At 26.1% G+C, this 23037-nt stretch carries 16 protein-coding genes; 2 read left to right on the plus strand and 14 right to left on the minus strand.

Annotated features, from left to right (window positions below; translation table 11 throughout):
- Positions 1-40: 40 nt before the first annotated feature.
- Positions 41-1288, plus strand: a complete 1248-nt coding sequence (locus tag AC4FRL_RS02370) for a VanW family protein (protein ID WP_491138460.1) — start codon at positions 41-43, stop codon at positions 1286-1288.
- 52 nt (positions 1289-1340) lie between these two features.
- Here the strand turns inward: AC4FRL_RS02370 and AC4FRL_RS02375 are convergent, their stop codons facing one another.
- The 3 genes from AC4FRL_RS02375 to yjeM all read right to left on the minus strand — a co-directional run bounded on the left by AC4FRL_RS02375 (position 1341) and on the right by yjeM (position 4200).
- Positions 1341-2111: a putative ABC transporter permease gene (locus tag AC4FRL_RS02375; protein ID WP_491138461.1), complete on the minus strand. Its 771-nt coding sequence runs from the start codon at positions 2109-2111 to the stop codon at positions 1341-1343.
- Between the two features lie 53 nt (positions 2112-2164).
- On the minus strand, positions 2165-2578 hold the full coding sequence (locus AC4FRL_RS02380; RefSeq protein WP_491138462.1) for a hypothetical protein: 414 nt from the start codon (positions 2576-2578) through the stop codon (positions 2165-2167).
- Positions 2579-2706: 128 nt separating this feature from the next.
- Positions 2707-4200, minus strand: a complete 1494-nt coding sequence (gene yjeM, locus AC4FRL_RS02385) for a glutamate/gamma-aminobutyrate family transporter YjeM (RefSeq protein ID WP_491138464.1) — start codon at positions 4198-4200, stop codon at positions 2707-2709.
- Between the two features lie 288 nt (positions 4201-4488).
- On the opposite strand from yjeM, the gene AC4FRL_RS02390 reads away from it, so the two are divergent.
- Positions 4489-5076: a metal-binding protein gene (locus tag AC4FRL_RS02390; protein ID WP_491138466.1), complete on the plus strand. Its 588-nt coding sequence runs from the start codon at positions 4489-4491 to the stop codon at positions 5074-5076.
- Positions 5077-5107: 31 nt separating this feature from the next.
- On the opposite strand, the gene AC4FRL_RS02395 is transcribed toward AC4FRL_RS02390, so the two are convergent.
- The 11 genes from AC4FRL_RS02395 to AC4FRL_RS02445 all read right to left on the minus strand — a co-directional run bounded on the left by AC4FRL_RS02395 (position 5108) and on the right by AC4FRL_RS02445 (position 22992).
- The gene (locus AC4FRL_RS02395) at positions 5108-6391 is read right to left on the minus strand and encodes a HAMP domain-containing sensor histidine kinase (protein WP_491138467.1); all 1284 of its coding nucleotides are present in this window, start codon (positions 6389-6391) and stop codon (positions 5108-5110) included.
- Positions 6392-6521: 130 nt separating this feature from the next.
- Positions 6522-7199 (minus strand): response regulator transcription factor, encoded by a 678-nt coding sequence (locus AC4FRL_RS02400; protein ID WP_491138468.1) that lies wholly within the window; start codon positions 7197-7199, stop codon positions 6522-6524.
- A 125-nt stretch (positions 7200-7324) separates the two neighbouring features.
- Positions 7325-8584, minus strand: coding sequence for a 2-hydroxyglutaryl-CoA dehydratase (locus tag AC4FRL_RS02405; protein WP_491138470.1), 1260 nt, complete (start codon positions 8582-8584; stop codon positions 7325-7327).
- An 8-nt stretch (positions 8585-8592) separates the two neighbouring features.
- Positions 8593-11523, minus strand: a complete 2931-nt coding sequence (locus AC4FRL_RS02410; RefSeq protein ID WP_491138471.1) for an acyl-CoA dehydratase activase — start codon at positions 11521-11523, stop codon at positions 8593-8595.
- Between the two features lie 261 nt (positions 11524-11784).
- Positions 11785-13755, minus strand: coding sequence for a YgiQ family radical SAM protein (locus tag AC4FRL_RS02415; protein WP_491138473.1), 1971 nt, complete (start codon positions 13753-13755; stop codon positions 11785-11787).
- Positions 13756-13880: 125 nt separating this feature from the next.
- Positions 13881-16244: a helicase C-terminal domain-containing protein gene (locus AC4FRL_RS02420; RefSeq protein ID WP_491138474.1), complete on the minus strand. Its 2364-nt coding sequence runs from the start codon at positions 16242-16244 to the stop codon at positions 13881-13883.
- A 119-nt stretch (positions 16245-16363) separates the two neighbouring features.
- Positions 16364-17743 (minus strand): MATE family efflux transporter, encoded by a 1380-nt coding sequence (locus AC4FRL_RS02425; protein WP_491138476.1) that lies wholly within the window; start codon positions 17741-17743, stop codon positions 16364-16366.
- Positions 17744-17758: 15 nt separating this feature from the next.
- Complete coding sequence (locus AC4FRL_RS02430) at positions 17759-18871, minus strand: phosphotransferase enzyme family protein (RefSeq protein WP_491138478.1); 1113 nt, start codon at positions 18869-18871, stop codon at positions 17759-17761.
- 250 nt (positions 18872-19121) lie between these two features.
- Complete coding sequence (locus tag AC4FRL_RS02435) at positions 19122-20738, minus strand: putative polysaccharide biosynthesis protein (RefSeq protein ID WP_491138479.1); 1617 nt, start codon at positions 20736-20738, stop codon at positions 19122-19124.
- Positions 20739-20759: 21 nt separating this feature from the next.
- Positions 20760-21734, minus strand: coding sequence for an RluA family pseudouridine synthase (locus AC4FRL_RS02440; RefSeq protein ID WP_491138480.1), 975 nt, complete (start codon positions 21732-21734; stop codon positions 20760-20762).
- Positions 21735-21795: 61 nt separating this feature from the next.
- A complete protein-coding gene (locus AC4FRL_RS02445) occupies positions 21796-22992 on the minus strand; it encodes a M20 metallopeptidase family protein (protein WP_491138482.1) in 1197 nt (398 codons plus the stop codon).
- Between the last annotated feature and the right edge of the window lie 45 nt (positions 22993-23037).

A 23037-nucleotide genomic window follows, 5' to 3' on the forward strand; every position in this document is an offset into this window, starting at 1 on the left:
TATAAATATATTTGAGGTAATAAGGGTGAGAATTAAAGAAATGAAAAGATTAAACACAAAAAACATGGCACTAAAATTTTTACTAGTCTTTATAATTTTATTCTTAATTTTAATTTCAGCAATATTAATAAACACTTACTCTAAAAGAAATGTTACTTATGATGGACTTTATGTAGAAAAAATGAACGTTTCAAATTTAAAAGAAGATGAGTTAAAGGAAAAATTAAATCAGCACTACTCTAATTTATTAGATAATTTTAAAATAACCTTTAATTACAAAGATTCTTTTAAGGAAACTTTCTCTGCTAAAGATTTAGGTTTTTTCTTTAATGTTGATGATTTATCAAAGGAAGTTTTTATGTTTGGAAAAAACAATAATATTTTTTCAAATACTAAAGAAAGATTAAACTTAAAGTATAATCCTAAATATTTTTCTTTTAAACCAGAAAAAAATGAAGAGGTTTTAAAAGAAAAACTTTCTGAAATAAGTAATAAAATAAACAAAGAGAAGGTAGAACCTACTATTTACTTTTCAGAAGACTCTATATCAGCAAGCAAAGAAAAAATTGGGTACAAGCTCGATTTAGAAACACTTAATGATGAAATAATAAAGGATATAGATAATGAGCATGAAAGCTTAAATTGTACAATAGAAATACCTGTTAAAGAAATAAAACCAAATCTAACTCAAGATATGGTTAATAATATGGTTATTTTAGGAAGTTATAGCACTAAACTACCTAGTTTAACAGGAGGTAGAACTAAAAATATTAGCAATTATTTAAGCAAATTAAATGGTACTATATTAATGCCTGGAGATATTTTTTCAGCTGATAAAGAAGGAGAAGATAGAACTGAAAAAAATGGATATACTTATGCACCAGGTTATATTGGTAATGAAGTTGTAGATATATTGGCCGGTGGTATATGTCAAGGGGTTACAACTCTTTACAATTCAGTTTTATATGCTGATTTGAAAATAGTTGAAAGAGCACCTCATAGTCTACCTGTAACATATGCCCCTATTGGTAGAGATGCAACTATGGCAAGTGGAGTTATTGATTTTAAATTTCAAAATAATATGAAAAATCCAGTTATAGTACAAACTTATATAAACTCTTTAGGAGAAGTAAAATCTAATATATGGGGCATAAAAGAGGATAAAGGAAAGGAAATTGTTATTTCTGTAGACCAGCATGGCCCTAAATCCTCTACAACCTATAAGGAAACTTATGAAAATGGAGTTTTAGTAAAAAAAGAAGTGCTATCAAAAGATAAGTATAATTAAAAAAAAGACCATAATGATACTTTATTATAATCAGTTCATTATGGTCTTTTTTTTAATTTTCTTCTTTTCTAATTTTTTGTAATAATTCATTATATTTTTTATGTCTCATATTAGGGAAAGCTTTTAATATTCTTCTTTGTATAAAATTATTCTTTCTTAAATATTTAGCCTTATTTAACATTTCTTCTTTAACATAAGGTTCTTCTTTAAATTTAGATATAATACTTTCTAAGTCTCTTTCTCCTTTATAAGCAAAGGAAATACCAAGACCTTCAAAATCTTTAGATAAATCTTCTAAGATATTTAATTTTTTATTTAAATTAAATAGGGTTTTTACAGTTATTATAAAATCAATAATTATTGATATACTAAAAATAACGGTAAGAGAAATAACTAATATTTTAGGTAGCTTACTTATGAGATTAACAACAATTGGATTTATAAACTCTACAAGAATAACAGATAATATACCAAATAAGGTAGAGTTTAATAAGCATACTCTACCATGAATATTAAATTTATACCTTGAATAATCCCACCATTTAGTATGAAATATTTCTTCTAATAAAAATGAAGTTATATACTCTAAAAGCGAAGTTATTATTATTCCTAAAATAAAAACTAATATTATATTACTTTTATACCTATTTAAAAATAATAATATAAAAAAAGCACCAAAGCCATATACAGGACATAAAGGACCATTTAAAAATCCTCTATTTGTGAACTTGTTATCTATTATATAACAATATATAACTTCACAACACCATCCTAAAAAGCTATATACTATTATATACAATATACTGTATATAATTTTTATCATAAATTTTATAAAAGAAGATTTATCTTCTTTTATCTCACCCCCCTTTTCCTTTGTTAATTATTATTCTCTAAAACTTCTTCAGCTTCAGGAGAAGCTATCTCCATACTATATATACCAAGGTCATTTATTGAAGTTATATTTACAACTATTTTACCACTAGCCCCTTTTTGATAATATCCAGCTAAAAGTTCTTTATGAGAATCTCCTAAATAATCTGTATAATACATAACTAAAGAACCATTTTCCTCTGACTTAACTCTAACCTCTTTACTAGAAGATGGACCTATATCAGGAACCTCTATATTTTTGCTATTACTTCCGCAACTTATTTGCAACCCACTAATTTCCTTATCGGTTTTGTTGTTAATAACAACCTTATATGTAGACTTATTATTAAAAAAGTAAAGCCCGGCACCTATTAAAACTACTAATATGATCCCTAAAATAATTAAATTTTTTTTCTTCATATGCTACACTCTCCATTTTATTGTTTTAAAATAATTATACTACATAAGTTCAATAATAATCTATAATAAGAAAATTAAGAAGCAGTTTCTAAAATTAAAAACTGCTTCTTATAATTTAATTAACTTTATTATTTTTTATTTTTTTTCTCATAATTTCTATAAAGAATAAAAGCTATTATTACAAAGACTATAGGTCCAGTTATTTGAAAGGCCATAGCCTTATAATCTTTATCTTGAATAACTGGCTTTATAATAGTAAATAAGTTTGCAAAGCCTATAGTAAAGGTTACTATTACTGACCATACTAAAGATGATTTGTAACTTTTATACATTTTAAAAGGTTTTTCTATGTAATCCTTCTTTTTAAAAGCTGGAAATGCTCCAGATAAAAACATATAAGGTATAGTCATAGCTACATTTCCCATAAGTATTAAATAACTAAAAAATTTATTTGCAGATTCTCCTCCAAAGGAAGCTAACAATATGAAAATTACAACAACAATACATTGAACCCACATAGCGTTAACAGGCATATTATTTTTATTTAATATTGTCCATTTTTTAGGCCATATTTCTTTAGGAGTTCCTTCTATTAATTGTTTTATTGGAGCATAGCTTATTGTAAAGAAAGCACCAATTAAGGCAAGTAACATTGAAAGTCCTATATATCTTGCAAACCAAGAGCCTAATAAAATAGAATTTTCTAAAGACATTCCAAAAACTCCACCTAATTTTACTCCTAAGTTTTGAATAACTATATAAGCTACATTAGCTAAATTAACATTTTCTCCTGATAATACTTCATTCCAATTTGTAAATAATCCAATACATAAAATTCCTATAGCATAACCTAAAGCTATTATTATAGAAGCTATCATAAGACCTTTTGGAAAGGTCTTTTTAGCATTTTTAGTTTCATCAACTAATCCACTTACTGACTCTAAACCACCATAGGCAAAAATTGCAAAAACTAAAAATCCCAATATTCCTAAAGGCGATGAATAAGAAAGATTTGGAGAACTTATAAAAGAAGCTTTGTTTATAGCTTGTGCAGGTTTAAAATCATTACTTATAAAAACAATAATAGCACCTAATATAAGAACTATATTAGATAAAGCAACTACAGTTCCTCCTATAGAGGTTACCTTAGTTATACTTTTTAGCCCTTTAGAAGAAGCATATGTAATAACTATTATAAGAATTATTCCTAATAAAGCCATTGTATGAGGTACACTTAATCCAAATAATGACCAAGAACCTGTAGTATCTTTTCCATATAAAAGGTTAGAAAAAGGAATCCATATAGATGAGGAGTTACTAACTAACCATATTAAATTAGAAGAATACCACATAAATGTTACTATAAAGGCATATTTAGGGCCAACAGATTTAGCCATCCATGAATAAATTCCTCCTCTTTCCTTTCTAAAAGCTGCTCCATACTCTGCCATCATGAAAGCATAGGGAATAGAAAAAGTTATGGCTGATAATATATACCACAAAATAGAGCTATAGCCCATTAGATAAAAGGCCTTTGGCATATTAGCAAAACCATATACTGATGTGAAAATCATTAATATAAGCGCTGTTAAAGATAATTTACTTTTATTTTCTTTGCTCATATTTTCCTCCTTAGTTATAAAGTTTTCTTTTTACAATATACTATGTTATCATAAAATTTAAACTTCTAAAATATTTTTTGAATTATTTGAAAACTTTTTATTAAAATAAAGTTAAATATATATCTTAATTATAATATTGTTATGAAATTAACAGTTTTTTTATTAAACAATTCATATTATAATTTGATAAAAAAATACAAAATAAAAGTTTTATTATTATAATAGAATAAATTATGTGATGTTAACACAAAATATGTTATATTATTATTATAAATATATTATAGTGGGGTGATAGTTTTGGCAGCAGGAAAAACACATGACAAAATTACAGTTATTATGGCCCCTTTTATTGCTTCTTTATTTTTATTTTTAAATATGATTTTTTTAGATGACTTAGGTAGCAGTCTTGCCTTTACAATACTTGGAGTATCTGTATATATGTTTGGCGGATATATGTTCTCTGGAGACTTAGATATTAAAAGTAGAGAGTTTAAAAGGTGGGGGTACTTAAAATTTATTTGGATTCCATATCAAAAGATTTTTGAACATAGAAGTATATTTACTCATGGTTTTATCTTAGGTCCTATTATAAGAATACTTTATGTTTTAATTATTCCTATAATTATTTTTTCTCTTTTATACTCTTTTTCTATAGTAAATATTTCAACCTTAGAGATGATAAAATTATCTTTTAATTTTGTTATAAAAAATAAAATACTGTTTTTTAATATATTTTTAGCACTTTTTTTAGGTTCAGGTCTTCATACTATAACAGACCTTGTATATAGTTACTTTAAAAAGAAATTTTCCTATAAAAAAAGAAGAGGTAGAAATAAGACTAAATATAAAAGAAAAACTTCAAGAAAAGTTGCATAAAAAAAGCTTAGATTTATCTAAGCTTTTTATTTTAAAATTTATTAAATTCTATAACAAAATTACATCCCTTTAAAGGTTTATTATCTAAATAAATTTTTCCACCATGCTTCTCTACTATTTCCTTGCTTATGGTTAATCCTAATCCTGAACCACCTTTTTTAGAATTTCTAGACTTTTCTCCTCTAATAAAAGGATTAAAAATATTTTCTTTAAGATTATCATTTAATCCTATTCCATTATCACTAATTATTATTTTTATTTTAGAACTTTCTTCCTTTAAACTTATTAAAAATTTAGTTCCCTTTTCATTATATTTAACACTATTTATTATTAAATTTCCTAAGGCTCTTTCAAGTCTATTGCTATCAAAGGAAAAATAAATATCCTTTTCTTCTATTTGAAAGTCAAAATCAAATTCTTTTTCCTCTAAAAGATATATATAATTAGCTATTAAATTTCTTAAAAATTCACTTAAATTTTCCTTTTGTCTATTTAATAAAAATTCAGAACTTTGAAGAGTATAAAACTCAAAAAGTTCCATTATCATTTCATTGGCTCTTTCTCCATTATTTTCAATTATACTTATATATTTATATAAAGTTTCTTTATCATAATCTAAATTGTTTTTTATTATATTAGAATATCCAATTATACTAGATAAAGGTGTTTTTAAATCGTGAGCTATATTTCTTACAAATTCTTTTCTTAGTTTTTCTGATTTTTCTTTAAGATTTTTTTCCTCTTCTATTTTAGAAGCCATATTATTAAAAGCTTCCCCTAATTCTTCAAATTCATTATTTTTCTCTATTTTAATTCTTATAGAGTAATCACCCTGTGAAAGCTTTCTAACTCCTTCCATAAGCTTTTTTAAAGGCTTTGTAAAGGTCTTAGAAGTTAATTTAGAATAAAGTATTAGGCTTATTATAAATAAAAATATATAAATAGAAATCATTATGTATAAAAATATTTTAAATCTTATTTTATGACTTTTAACAAAGAGTTTTGAAAAATTCTCACTAGGTATTCTAGTTAAAATAAAGAATCTTCCATCTTTACTATAAGCAGTATAAGAAATATAATCTTCATCAATATCACCATACATTTCATTTAATAAAATCTTGCTAAATTCTTCACTTGAATAAGATTTATTTATTATTTTAGGTTCTCCTATAACTTTTATTACCTTTAAATCCTTATCTACAATTTCAATCCATCCACCATGTTCAGAAATGTAATTTTCATTTTCAATATTATTATAATCAATGCCCTTAACTATACCAGAGAAAATCTTATCTTCTAGTTCTTCATCTTTCAAATAAAAGTTAGCTCCTATAAAAATAGAAATAAAAAATATAATTCCTGTAATTAAAGTTATAAGCAAAAAAACTTTAAGATAATTTCTAAGTAATATATTAGATAATTTATATCTATTTCCTATTATTAAATTACTTTTTTTCAAACCTATAACCTATTCCTCTTATAGTTTTGATTTTACAAGGATTTTTAGGGTCCTCTTCTATTTTTTCTCTTAAATGACTTATATGAACCATAATTGTATTATCATCTCCTAAATATTCTTCTTGCCATACCTTTTCATATATTTGCTTTTTAGTAAAAACTCTCCCCCTACTACTCATAAGCATTTCTAAAATTTTAAATTCTTTAGCATTTAGTATAATTTCTTTTCCTTGCTTTTTTACGCTGCACTCTTCCTTATTAAGCTCTAAATCTCCTATTTTTATAATATAATCTTTAAGAGAATAATTATAACATCTTCTTAAATTAGAATTTATTCTAGCTATTAATTCATTAGGTTTAAAGGGTTTTATTACATAGTCATCAGCTCCTAATTTAAGCCCTAAAATCTTATCTTCTTCTTCTATTTTTGCAGTTAAAAATATAACAGGTATTTTACTCCATTGTCTTAAAATTTTTAAAAGATTAAAGCCATCTATTCCATCCATCATAACATCTAATAAAGCTAAATTTATATCTTCTTTTCTTAAAATATCTAAAGCATCCATACCATTTGATGCCTTAAAGACATTATAACCTTCTTTTAGTAAATGAAGTTCTAAAAGCTCTAATATATCTTGTTCATCCTCTGCTATTAAAATATTCATAAACTCCTCCTTATAATTAAATTCCTAAATATATTATAATATTAATTTATATATTTTCTAAAGTGTTATAATTTATTTTAATATTTTGTTTTTATAAAAAAAGGCCTCCTTTAGGAGACCTTTTTTTAATTATTTAATATATATTCGCTTAATTTAGCATTAGCTAACATTAATTTTATTCTGTTTTCTTGATTTACTTTTGTTGAAGAAGGGTCATAATCTACAACTACTATATTAGCCTCTGGATGATTTTCCATAATTCCTCTAATCATCCCTTTTCCAACTATGTGATTTGGAAGACAACCAAAGGGTTGTGCACAAACTATATTATTTACTCCACTATGTATAAGTTCTAACATTTCAGCTGTCATTAGCCAGCCTTCACCCATTTTAACTCCTCTGCCTATATAATTTTTAACAGAGGCTTTCAATTCTTTAAAGGGAGCTGGTGCTCTAAAGTTAGAATATTTTTTTATAGAATCTATCATTATTTTTTGTAAATATTCTAAGTATGAGGAGCCTACCTTTGAAAATTTGCTAGAGAATTTTTTCATTCCATATAATTTATAATCTATTTCTGAATTAGATAAACAGTACATAAAAAAGTCTGTAACTCCAGACATAACAACTTCTGCATTATCTTCTCTTAAAAACTCCTCTAAGTGATTATTTCCTAAAGGAGAGTATTTTAAATAAATTTCTCCTACTATTCCAACCTTAACTTTTTCAACTTTTTCTAATTCTATCTTTGAAAAATCTAAAATTATTTCTTTATATAGCTTTCTTATATTTAAATAATTTAAGCTTTTAAATTTATTTTTTAATATATTAATCCATTTATCTAGTACTTCATCACTTTTATTTTTATGTATTTCATAGGATTTACATTGATTATATAAATACATAAGTAAATCTCCATAATAAAGAGCATATATACATTTTATTAATAAGCTTGGATACATTTTAAAACCTTCATGTTTCTCTAATCCACTAAGATTTAAAGAAATTACAGGGACATTTTCTAATCCATTTTCCTTTAAGGCTTTTCTTAAAAGATGAATATAATTAGAAGCACGACATCCTCCCCCAGTTTGACTAATTATTAAAGCTGTTTTATCTTTATCATACTTTCCGCTTTTTAAAGCTTCTATAAGTTGTCCAATTACAATCATGGCAGGGTAACATATGTCATTATGTACACTTTTTAATCCTTCTTCAATGGCACTTTTAGTATCTCCCTCAAAAAATTCTAAATTATATCCATAACTTTTCATTATTCCAGATAAAAGTTTAAAATGTATTGGTAACATTGTAGGAGCTAAAATAGTATGAGTTTTTCTCATCTCCTTAGTAAATGTTGCAAAATCATTATTTTCTATATTCATTTTATCACCTATTCCTGCATTATAGCTTCTAATAAACTTCTTACCCTTATCTTAGCAGCACCTAAGTTATTAGTTTCATCTATCTTTAACTGAGTGTATATTTTTTTATTTTTTTCTAAAATACATTTAATTTCATCAGAAGTTATAGCATCTGTTCCACAGCCAAAGGAAACTAGTTGTATAAGATTAATATTATCTTTGCTATTTGCAACATAATAAGCTGCTTTATATAATCTTGCTTGATATGTCCATTGATTTAATATATTAACCTCTGGCTTTTCCTTTGTAAAGTTTAAGGAATCCTCACTTAAAACAACAATATCTAAGGAACTTAAAGCTCTATCTATTCCATGATTTATTTCAGGGTCTATATGATAAGGTCTTCCTGCTAAGACTATAATATTTTTATTTTTATCTTTAGCATATTTTATAAATTCTTCTCCCTTTTCCTTTAAATCTTTAGTGTAATTTTCATATTCTAAAAAAGCTTTTTCTAAAGCTTTTTTAACATCTCTTTTTCTTATATATGTAAACTTTTCTTTTAAAATTTTATAAAGTTCTTTATATAATAGTTTTTTGTTATTTAAACTTAAATAGTTCATTATAAAATTTATATTTTTTAATTCTTTTATATTTGTTTTTAAAAGTTCAGGATAATAAGCAACTACAGGACAATTAAAACAATTGTCTGATAAGCCTTCATCAAAATTATAACTCATACATGGATAAAATATATTTCTTATATTTTTACTTAATAAATTTTCTATATGTCCATGAGCTAATTTAGCAGGATAACAGACAGTATCTGAAGGAATTGTATGTTGTCCTTTTAGATATATTTTTTTGTTTGACTCATCAGATAAAATAACATTAAAACCTAATTCTTTAAAAAATGTAGCCCAAATTGGAAGATTCTCATACATATTAAGCACCATAGGAATTCCTATAGTTTCTTTTCTTCCTTCTTCAAAAAATTCATATCCTCTTAATTTTCTATATTTATATTCATACATATTTGGTATATTTTCAGAAACTTTTTTCCCTGTTGGTTTTTCACATCTATTACCTGAAATATATTTTTTTGAATCATTAAAAGTATTTATAGTTAAATTGCATCTATTTGTACATAAACCACACTTTATAATTTTAGAGTTATGTATAAAGTTCTCTAAGTTTTCTTCTTTTATTATCTTACTTTCTTTTAATTTTTTTCTTTTTGCATAAAGAGCACATCCATAAGCTCCCATAAGCCCTGATATGTTAGGTCTTATAACTTCTATAGAAAGTTCCTTTTCAAAAGCTCTAAGTATGGCATCATTATACATTGTTCCTCCTTGAACAATTATATTTTTACCAAGTTCCTCTAAATTTTTAGCCCTTATAACTTTATAAAGTGCATTTTTAACAACACTTACAGAAAGACCTGCTGATAAATCATTAACTGTAGCACCTTCTTTTTGAGCTTCCTTTACTGAAGAATTCATAAAAACAGTACATCTAGAGCCTAAATCTGCTCCATGTTTTGAAAATAAACCAAGCTTTGAAAAACTTTCTATATCATAGCCCATTTGATTTGCAAAACTTTCTATAAAAGAACCACAGCCTGAAGAACAGGCTTCATTTAACATTATATTCGCTACAATTCCATTTTTAATTTTAAAGCACTTTATATCTTGCCCACCTATATCTAAAATAAAATCTACCTTTGGATTAAAATGACTTGCTGCTATATAATGAGCTACTGTCTCTACTATGCCGAAATCTATTGAAAAGGCATTTTTAATTAACTCCTCTCCATATCCAGTAACAGCACTTCCTAAAATTTTTATTTTATTTTTACATAACTTATAGATATTCTTTAATTCTTTCTTTACAATTTCCACAGGATTTCCTTTATTAGAGCCGTAATATTCATATAAAATATTGTCATTTTTATCTATTAAAACAACTTTAGTAGTAGTACTTCCTGCATCAATTCCTATGTATCCTTCTCCAGTATAATCATTTATATCCTTTATTTTAACTTTATTTTTACTATGTCTTTCTTTAAATTCCTCATATTCTTCTTTAGAATTAAATAAGGGTTCTATTAATTTTAATGTAGTTATATTACTTTTATTTTCTTTAAATCTCTTTAATAAAGTATTATATTCATAAAGCTTATTTTCTTCCTTTGAATAAATAGCACTTCCAAGAGCTACAAAAACCTGTGCATTTTTAGGAGATACTATTTCTTCATTTTTTAAATTTAAGGTTTTTTTAAATCTCTCTCTAAGACCCTTGCAAAAAAATAAAGGCCCTCCTAAAAACATTATTTTACCTTCAATATTTCTCCCTTGTGCTAAACCTCCTATAGTTTGATTTACAACTGATTGAAAAACACTAGCTGAAATATCTTCTTTTCTAGCACCTTGATTTAAAAGTGGTTGTATATCAGTTTTTGCAAAAACACCGCATCTTGAAGCAATTTCATATATATTTTCATTTTTAAGACTTAACTTGTCCATTTCATCTACAGTAAGCCCCATAAGATGGGCCATTTGATCTATGAAAGCTCCTGTTCCACCTGCACAACTTGAATTCATTCTTTCTTCAAAGCCACCAGTTAAAAAAATTATTTTAGCATCTTCTCCACCAAGTTCTATAGCTACATCTACATCATTATAATATTTTTTTATAGCTAAAGTTGAAGCAAAGACTTCTTGAACAAAGGGAATGTTAAATTCCTTTGAAATACCATATCCAGCAGAACCTGTTATGGCTATTTTAAATTTTTTATTTTCTATTAACCCTCTTATATTTTCAAACTCTTCAATTAGTTTCTCTCTTACCTTAGAATAATGTCTTTCATAGTTTGAATAGATAATATTATCCTCTTCATTTAAGACTATACATTTTAAGGTTGTAGACCCTGCATCAATTCCTATTTTATAATACAAAGTTAATGTCACCTCTTTATTGATAATTCATGTATGTTAAGTAAAAAAATTAAATATGTTTAATTTTTTTTAGAGAAAATCCTTAACAGTCCTTAACTCTTTATTAACTATATCATAATTATTTAATTATATCATCTAATTAAAAGTTTTCATAATAACGAATTTTTTAATTTATTTGAAAATTTATTTAATATAATAATAAAGCAAATAAAAGAAGATAAATAAAAAAATGCTAGTTAAAATTAACTAGCATTTTTTTATTTATCTTCTTTTATTACCCTTTGAAATTCTTTGGTTCTTTTTTGAAGTAAAGCTTTTTGATTTATTTCCTCTTTGTTTTTTGCTATGAGAACTTTTTCTCTTTTCTTCTGATTCTCTTTTGCTATGCCCTTCATTTTTACTTTTTCTAGTTTTATTATTAAATCTAAAACTATTTTTATCCTTAATTAAACATTTTGGTCCATTACCTATTAAATCTTCTCTTCCTGCTTTAACTAAGGCATCATATACTATGTTATAGTTTTTAGGATTTTTAAATTGTAATAAAGCCCTTTGCATAGCTTTTTCTTCTTTACTCTTTGGTATATAAACTTCTTCCATTGTTAAAGGGTCTAAACCAGTATAAAACATTGTTGTTGATAAGGTTCCTGGTGTTGGGTAAAAATCTTGTACCTGCTCTGGTTGATAGTTTATATCTCTTAAATATTCAGCAAGCATGATAGCATCTTCTAATTTACATCCTGGATGACTTGACATTAAATAAGGAATTATAAATTGTTTTTTGCCTAATCTCTCAGTTATTTTAAAGAATTTTCTTCTAAACTCATCATAAGTTTTTCCAGCTGGTTTTCCCATGTATTTTAAAACATTTGGAGATACATGTTCTGGTGCAACCTTTAACTGTCCACTTACATGATATTCTACTAACTCTTTAAAAAATGTATCATCCTTATCGGCCATTATATAATCATATCTTAAACCTGAACGTATAAATACCTTTTTTATACCTGGCAATTTTCTAACTCTTCTTAATAAATGAAGATATTCTTTATGGTCTACCTCCATATTCTTACAGATGACAGGAGACATACATCTCTTATGTTTACATGCACCTAAAGTTAACTGCTTTTTACAAGCTGGTTTTCTAAAGTTAGCTGTAGGTCCTCCAATGTCATGTATATAACCCTTAAAGTCATCATATTTTGTTATTTCTTTAGCTTCTTCTACTATAGAATCTTCACTTCTACTAGTTACAATTCTTCCTTGATGGAAAGTTATAGCACAGAAAGAACAGTTTCCAGAACATCCTCTTGAACTTACTAAGCTAAATTTAACTTCTTCAATAGCAGCTATACCACCATCTTTTTCGTAAATAGGATGATATGTCTTTTGATATGGCAACGCATAAACCTTATCTAACTCCTCTCTTGAAAGAGGCATTTCTGGCTTATTTATAACAACATATTTTCCATTATGTTCTTGAACTAAAGTTCTTCCTCTTACAGGGTCTTGTTCCTCATACTGAATTTTAAAACACTCTGCATAAGTTCTCTTATCACTAGAAACTTCCTTAAAGGTAGGTAAAACTATATGTTCTTCATATATTTCATCTAAACTATCAGCTATGTAACATGTTCCTGGTATATGTCTTATGTATTTTCCATCAAACCCTTGATTTAAATAATCTGCAACCTCTACAATCTGTTTTTCACTCATTCCATATACTAAAAGGTCTGCACCACTATCAACTAAAATTGATTTTCTAACCTTGTTATCCCAATAATCATAGTGTGCAAATCTTCTTAAACTTGCCTCTATTCCACCAATTACTATGTTAACATCTTTATAGGCTTCTCTTATTTTGTTACAATAAACTATTGTGGCTCTATCTGGTCTTTTACCCATTTCCCCTTTAGGAGTATATAAATCTTTATTTCTTAACCTTTTACTTACTGTATAGTGGTTTACCATAGGGTCCATGTTACCACCATTAACTAAAAAACCTAATCTTGGTTTACCTAACTTTTTAAAGTCATCAACACTTTTCCAATCTGGTTGAGCTATTATACCAACCTTATATCCAGCATCTTCTAAAACTCTAGATATAATAGCTGTACCAAAACTATGATGGTCAATGTATGCATCTGCTGTAACCAGTACAAAATCACATTGTTCCCATCCTCTTTCTATCATATCTTCTTTGCAAATTGGCAAAAATTTATTTTCGCTCATTTCTTCACCTACTTGTCTCTTCTTAAGCTTATTTAAAATTACTCTAAATAAATCTTCATATGATTATAACATTAAAAGTTATATGTATCAAAATAATTTTTAGTAAACCTTATTAATACTATTTATTATTTAATAAAATTTTCCTCCCAGAACCTTTTACATACCGCTTCTACTTTATTCTCCTCTGTATCTATCATATTAAAAAACCAGTCTTTAGGAAGTAGTTCTATATATTTTTTTGAAAAATATCTTTTATCTAATAAAAGGATAATACCTTTATCCTTTTCAGTTCTTATACATCTTCCAGCAGCTTGAAGAACTTTAGTTATTCCAGGATAAACATAAGCATAATCAAAACCATTTTTACCTATTGAATTATAATAGTCTTTTATACTTTCTCTTTCTAAGGATATTTTAGGCATACCAACTCCAATTACTATAACTCCAATTAACTTATCTAAAGTTAAATCTATTCCTTCTGAAAAATGTCCTCCTAAAACAGCAAAACCAATATGAGTTTTATTTTTTTCTTTATTTTCCTCTTTAAATAAAGCTAAAAAATTATTTTTATCCTCTTCAGTCATATTATTATCTTGAATAGAAATAGTAAAATTAAGCTTTCTTTTTCTTATTTCTTCATAAACCATATTCATATATTCATATGAAGGAAAAAATACAAGATAATTTCCCTTTTTTGCACTAGCACAATTTAATATATAATTAATAATTTTAGGTATAGTTTTTTTTCTATCTTTATAAACTGTAGATACTTCTTTCCCAAGTAAAGTTAGCTTATTTTTATAATTAAAGGGAGAGGGCAAATTTATAAAATAATCTTCTTCTAAAGCACCATAAGCTTCTTTAAAATATTCTATTGGCATTAAAGTAGCTGAAAAAATTATAGTAGATTTAAACCTTTCTATTATAGATTTTAATATTCTAGAAGGGTCTAAGCAGTATATTTCTAGGGTCAAATTTTTTCTTTGTAGTTTATATAAAGTAGAAAAATCCTCTTTATAATATTTAGAAATATTTAAAAAATCATAAACCTTAAAATATAATTCTGTTAAAGTTATATTTTCTTCTTTAGATTTATCTTCATAAACATCTACCTTATCTAAAAAATCTCTTAAAATTCCATATAATTTATAAGGTTCTTCTTTTTCTATAAGAGTATTAGTTTCTAATCCTTCTAAAATCTTTTTCTTTTCTACGAAAAACTTATTGATTTTTTCTAAGGAATTATAAATACTCTTATCTTTTTTCTTAAACTCTCTTTTTATTTTTAAAAAATCTTCTCTTGATAGATTAGAAGAATACATATTTCTTCCCCTATCTAAAAGATTATGCCCTTCATCTATTAAAAGGGTGAAATCTTTAGTTTTATTATCTAGAATTTCTTTTAATGAAGCTTTAGGGTCAAAGATATAATTATAATCACATATAACTACATCACAAAATTCACTTATATCAAGAGAAAATTCAAAAGGGCATAAAGTATATTTATCACATAACTTATTTATATAATTTATATTATAATCTTCTTCACTTTCTAAGGCTTCTTTTAAAGCTATATTAATCCTATCAAAATATCCCTTAGCATAAGGGCAATAATCAGGAACACAGTTTTTTTCTTCCATTTTACAAGATTTTTCTTTAGCCTTTAGGATTAGACTTCTTATTTTTAATCCTTTTTTTCTCATAATCTTTAAAGTATTACTAGAAATTTCTCTTGTGGTTGTTTTAGCAGTTATATAGTAAATTTTACTTGTTTTATTTAAACCTAAAGCCTTTAAAGATGGAAATAAAGTAGAAATTGTTTTGCCTGTTCCTGTAGGTGCTTGTGCAAAACACTTTTTATTTTCTACTATAGCTTTGTAAACTCTAATTGCTAATTCTCTTTGTCCTTTTCTATATGAATTAAAGGGAAATGAAAGATTTTCTATTGAAGTATTTCTAATATTTATCCAATTTTCATTTAAAATTATTAAGTCCTTATATTCTTTTATTAAATTATAGAAAAATTCTTCTAAAGTGATAAATTCAAATTCTTTTCTTAAAAATTTCATTGTAAAGTCTTCAATGTTATAATAAGTTAACTGTACCTCTATATAATCTAACCCTTTGTTTTTGCTATAAATATATGCATATACCTTAGCCTGTGCCCAGTGCAATTCGTTATAATCATAATCTATATCCATAACATTTTTCATGGTTGTTTTTATTTCATCTATTATTATTTTATTATCTTTTTTTAAGATTCCATCTGCTCTACCCTCTATTCTTAAAATAAAATTATCAAACTCTATATCTTCTTTTAAATTAACCTCTGACATATCTTCCTTAGAATAGGCACTTTGAATTTTTTTATGTGCTTTTATTCCCTCTAAGGCTCTTGACGAGGCTTTAATACTACTATCTATGTTTCCTTTTCTTAAAACAAACTCAACTAATTTTCTTACAGAAATTCGTATAAGTTTTTTTGCCATTAAATCACCTTTTTCATAAATTATATTCATATATAAACTTTATCACATAAAATTTAAATAATATAACATTTAATTAAAATAAAAAAATACAAAGAGTTAACTCTTTGTATTTTTTTATTTTATAAACTTTTTGATAAAGACTGTTCTTCTTTATTTGATAAAGATTTTCTATAAAAAATAGTAAAACATACTATTGTTGATAAAGCAGCTATTATATCTGCAAAGGGCTCTGCCATTAAAACTCCTTTAAGTTTATTATCAAAGAATATTGGAAGTAAATAAATAAAAGGTATTAAAAGAACAATTTTTCTAAGTAGTGCTAAAAATAAAGAAATTTTTGCTTTCCCTAAGGATAAAAAAGTTTGTTGACAAGACACTTGCGCCCCAAAAAGAATTACTCCTGCAAAATATATTCTAATACTCCAAGAAGTTATATTTATTAAGTTAGCATCTTTATTAAAAATTCTTACAAACATCTCTGGAGTAAACATTAATAAAAGCCACATAGTTGAGGTAAATACCATAGATATTATTAAAAGTAATTTAAAAGTCTTTTTAACCCTATCTATTTTATTAGCACCATAATTATAGCTCATAATAGGCTGTGCTCCTTGAGATAATCCCATTAGAGGAAGTAAAATTATTTGCATTATACTACTCATAATTGTCATAGCACCAACAGCTAAATCTCCACCATATTTTAATAAGTTATTATTCATACTTATTATTACTAAACTTTCAGTAGATTGCATTATAAATGGAGATACTCCAAGTGCAACTATAGGTAAAATTATTTTTAATTTAGGCTTTAAAAATTCTTTTCTTATTTTAAGAGTACTTTTCTTTCCAAATAAAAAGCATAAAACCCATATAGCAGAAGCACCTTGAGCAATTATTGTAGCTAAAGCAGCACCTTTAACTCCCATATTAAAGCCAAATATTAAAATAGGATCTAATAAAATATTGATTACTGCCCCAACCATAACGGTTATCATACCAACCTTAGCAAAACCTTGTGTATTTATAAATGAATTCATTCCTAAGGCTATTTGAACAAATATTGTTCCTATTAAGTATATACTTAAATATTCTAAAGCATAGCCTATTGTAGCATTACTAGCTCCAAAAGCCCATAAAATAGGCTCTTTAAATATAAAAAAGAATATAGTTAATATTAAAGATAAAATTATAAGAGAAGAGAAACTATTTGACATTATTTCTTCAGCTTCCTCTTTTTTATCTTGTCCCATTTTTATAGCCGCTAAAGGCGCACCACCCATACCAACTAATCCACTAAAAGCTGAAATAATCATTATAATTGGAAAAGCTACCCCAATTCCTGCAATTGCTATTTCTCCAGAATCTAATCTTCCTATAAAAATTCTATCTACTATGTTATATAAAACATTTACTAATTGAGCTATTATAGCTGGCATACCTAACTTAAAAAGTAATTTCCAAACACTATCATTTCCCAAATCTGTACTTTTATTTTTCATGCCCCTTTTCTCCTATTACTTTTCAATGCAAGAATAAACAATTTTTTTCATATTATCCATTTCCTTTTCCATGTCTGAAACAAGTTTAAATTGATTTCTAGCTCTGTCTAAATTATGATTATCTCTTTGTGTTTTAAAATAAACATCTCCCATTAAATAATCCGTTAAAAATCTCATACCACATTCAAAGGTAATAAGCTTAGCTGAAAAAGGTAAATATTCAATTTCTTCCTTAGTTAAAAAGTCCTTAGCATTTTCTAAAAATCCTTTTGTGAAATTTTCATAAAGCTCTAAATCAAAATTAACCTTTGATAAATCCTTTTCATCTTCTAAAGCCTTTGTAGCTCCTGAACGTATAGAGTCTCCAAAATCATATAAGGATAAACCTGGCATAACTGTATCTAAATCAATAAGAGCAATTCCTTCTTCTGTTTCATCATCTATCATAATATTGTTAAATTTAGTATCATTATTAGTTACTCTTATAGGCAATTTTCCTTCTTTTATCATATTTACTAAAATTCTAGTTTCATCTTCTCTATCTAAAATAAACTTTATTTCATCTTTAATATCCTTAGCTCTTCCTACCTCATCCTTTTTAAGAGCTTCTAAAAAAGCTTCAAATCTTTTTTCTGTATTATGAAAATCAACAATAGTTTCATAAAGTTTAGAGGCATCAAAATCTGATAATTGTTTTTGAAATTTACCTAAAGCTTTTCCTGCTGTATACAAATGTTCAGGCTTTTCTACTAATTGATAAGTACTAGCTCCATCTATAAAATCAAAAACCCTAAAGTAATTTCCTTTTTCATCTTTATAAAAATTTTTGTTATCCTTTGTTTTAACTATATTTAATGTTTCCCTTAAGGGATTTCCATTTTCTTTTATTATTTTGTCCTTTAAGTGAGAAGTTATATTATAAATATTCTCCATAACTTCTTCAGGCTTTTCAAAAATATTAGAATTAATTCTTTGTAAAACATATTTTTTATTTTCTTTATTATAATCTTCACAATTTAATATAAAGGTGTCATTTATATGTCCACAAAGATTATTTTCACATTCCTTAAGTTCCCCTGTTAAATTAAAATTTCTAGCTATAGCTTCTAAGTCATAAACCTTATTCATTTATTTAGTTCCTCCCAAAAGTTATTTTCATAAACCTTTCCCAAATAATTTTTTAGCTTGATTAAATTATCCTCCTTATAAAGTTCTTTTATTAATAATTTTCCTTAGTTTAAAAGTATTTAATATATAAATTAATTTTACTAAATTTTCCTTTACATTTCTGTAACTTCATAAAAATTTAAGTAATTGTTAAAGCTTATATATTATTTTGAAATAAAAAAAGACATCTAATATAATAGATGTCCTTTTTTTATTTTATATTTTTTCTTAAAAATCTTGGCATAAATTTCAAAAGTTTAGGGGAAATTTCTTCTATATCACTTTTATTAATTCCTCCTAAAACTATAATAGCATGAAGATACATAAAGCCTCCTATAGCTATAATTACAAGTAAAACTAATATACCAAGTAATAAGTTAAGTTTATTTAAATCTATAAATAAAGTTATTACATATTTGCTAATAAGTATGCCTATTCCCATATATACTGAAGCTAATAAAGGTTTAAGAGCATATTTTAACATTGATATTTTCATCTTTAAAGTTTTCTTCATTCTAAAGTGATTAAGCACTAAAGAAATTATGAAAGCTACCATTCCCGAAATTACAGCTCCATAAATATTTATCTTTGGATTTCCAACTAAAGTCATATTCAAGGTAAATTTAACAACTATGCTAAGTGCTAAAGTAAATAATACATAATAAAACTGACTTACACTTTGCAGTATAACATTTTGCATAAGTACTATAGCTGTTAATGGTATCATAGCAGCACCAATTACCATCATTAAGTATCCATTAGAATCTGCAAAAATATATTTATATATATTTTCACTTAACAAGGCTAAACCAAAAGCTGCTGGTATAGATAAAAGATAAGTAACTCTTAAAGAGAAATTAATTTTATTTTTAATTTCTTTTCTATCTTTTAAGGCATAGGCTCTAGATATTGCTGGTAAAGCCATGTAACCTAAAGAAGTTATGAAAACCATAGGAACATTTAATAAGATTTTATATCTTGTTGAAAAATATCCATATAGGGCATTTGCATCACTTTGAGAAAAGTTTGCTGCATCAACAAGTCTATTACTTACAGTTAACATATCTATGATATTTCCTAAGTTTTGAAGTCCTGTACTTAAGGTTATAGGAAGACCATATTTAAATAAAGTTCTTGCTATTTGCTTACCAGTAATTCTTTTAGCATCTGGATCTTGCTTTTTTCTAGCCTCCTTCTCAACACCATAAATGTTATATATGTATATTAAATATAATACAGCCATTAAAGCACCAGCTGAAGAACCTATAGTTCCACCAGCAACCCCTAAAGAGGTACTTTGCTTTATTAAGAAATATGCACATAATAAGCTTAAAAATACATTTACAAATTGCTCAATTACAGTAGCTATAGCTATTGGTGTTGCTTGAGACCTTCCTTGGAAGTATCCCTTATATGTAACTAATACAGTTGTAATCATAATAGTTGGTGCTAGAAAAATAATTGGATAAACCATCTGTGGTGTTTCACTAACTGTTGCTATAAAATTAGCACTAAGCATTAAAACTACAGTAAATATTGTTCCAACTATAAGTAGAAAAGATCTAGATATTTTAAATGCTCTTAAAGCATCTTTATAATTTCCTACTGCATCTAATTCTGAAACATATTTTGATATGGCAGTTTGCAGTCCTACATTTGTTAAAGCATATACAAAAACAAAGATATCATAGGTCTTACCATATATACCCATACCTACATCTCCTACAATTCTTGTAAGAAAAGGTACGTAAATTAAAGATAATAATTTAGCAACTATGCTTGCAATAGATAATATTGCAAAGCCTTTAGTTATAGACTGCTCCTTCATATAAATCTCCTATCTTAAAAACTAAATTCTAAATTTAAATACATCTTTCTTTATTTTCTTAAACATTGGAGGTAAGCTTTGAGCTATTGTTTTATTTTTTAAATAACTAAACTTTTCAGGCACCTCTTTAAATGTAACTTTATATGCATAAAGGAATTGGTATGTTAATCCAAACTTGTTTTCAAAAAAGGAGTTCATTTTATTATCACCATATTTAAAATCTCCAACAATAGGATTTCCTAAATGAGCTAAATGAGCCCTTAATTGATGACTTCTTCCTGTTATAAGCTCTATTTCTAATAAGGAAAAGGCTCCATTTGTTTGTATAACTTTAACATCCATTTTTATTTTTTTAGTATCAGGTCTTTCAGTATCATATACTGTTGATTTATTTAGCTCATCATCTTTTGATATATAAGCTTCATATTTTCCTGGATTTATTTTTCCCTTTACTAAAGCACAATAATATTTTTTTACTTTTCTATCTCTTATCATTTCGTTAAGTGCTTTTAATCCTTCAAAATTTTTGCCAAAGAATACTATTCCTGATGTATTTCTATCTAATCTATTACAAGATGCAGGAGTAAAAGTTAATTCATTCTCTGGAACATAATCTCCTTTTCTAAATAAATATGATAATACATAATCAGTTAAAGTAGGTGCTCCATTTTTCTTATCTGAATGAACTAATACTCCTGGCCATTTTTCAACTAAAAGCATATTTTCATCTTCATAAACTACTTGAAGAGAACCTGAATCAACCATTTGGAAATTAGGCTTCTTTTTCTCTTTAGTTACAACACTTTGAAGATATTTAATCTCTATAACATCTCCTTCTAAAAGAGAATATTTTTCTTTTTGTTTTTTACCATTTACTCTTATATCCCCTTTTCTAAGCGCTTTAAATATTGCACTTAAAGGTACGTCCTTTAAATATTTTCTTAAGAACTTATCTAACCTCTGTCCTGCTTCATTTGTGCCTATCTCTATTTTCAAATTGCTTCACTCCTAAATTTAAATCATTTTTTATAATTACTTTTTATAGATTAATATTAATTTACTCCATTGTCAAATAATTTAATGCTGCTTTACATTGAATTGAAACACCAATTGGTAATAAATTCTCATCTATATCAAATCTACTGTTGTGTGCTGAATAAATAATATTTTTTTCTTCATTTCTAGCACCTAAAAAGTAAAAGGCTGAATCTCTTTCAAGAGCAAAATAAGCAAAACTTTCAACACCAAGTTTTGGAGCTTCTTGTTCTTTTACATTATCTTCTCCTATAATTTCCTTTGCTGATTTAATTACTAAATCTACAACATCACTATTATTATAAAGACAAGGATAACTTTCTTCTATATCCACTTCACAGTCTCCTCTCATAGCTTTACAAATAGATGTGGATATTTCTCTTAATCTTTCCTTAGCATAAGCTCTATCTTCTAAAGTCATTGTTCTTATAACACCTTTTAATACTACCTCATCTGGTATTATATTTTGAGCAGTTCCTCCGTTTATACTTCCTACTGTAACAACTGCTGGATTAACTGGTTTAATTTCTCTACTTACTATACTTTGTAATCCTAAAACAACTTGAGAAGCCATAACTATAGGGTCTATAGCCATATGTGGATAAGCACCATGTCCTCCCCTTCCTTTCACCTTTATTGTAAAAGGATTGGAGGCTGCATTAACAACACCTTTTTTTATCATTATTTTTCCTGCCTCTAAAGTTTCTTCAACATGAAGTCCTATTATTTTATCTACTTTAGGATTTTCTAAAACTCCTTCTTTTATCATTATAGGAGCTCCCCCTGTAGCTTCCTCTGCTGGTTCAAAAAGTAACTTAATAGTTCCACTAAATTTATCTCTATGTTTTCCAAGTAATTTTGCTGCACCTAAAAGTATAGTAGTATGTGCATCATGTCCACAAGCATGCATTCTTCCCTTAACTTTTGATGAATATGAACATGTTTTTTTATCTTCCATTGGAAGCCCATCAATATCTGCTCTTAAGGCTATACATCTATTTTTTTTAGTATCATCTTTTAAGGTTCCTTTTATTATTCCACATACTCCTGTTTTAGCAGTTTCTATATATTCAATATTTTCATTTTTTAAAAATTCCTTTATTATTCCTGAAGTTCTCCATTCTTCAAAGCCTAATTCTGGATTTTCATGAAAATCTCTTCTTAATTCAATAAGTAAATCTTTAATTTCTTCTGCTTCTTTTTTGAAATTTATATCCATTTTTTAACACCTTCTTTTTTGTATAATTTTTATTATATTATATTT

Source organism: Clostridium sp. TJA032 (assembly GCF_058310275.1).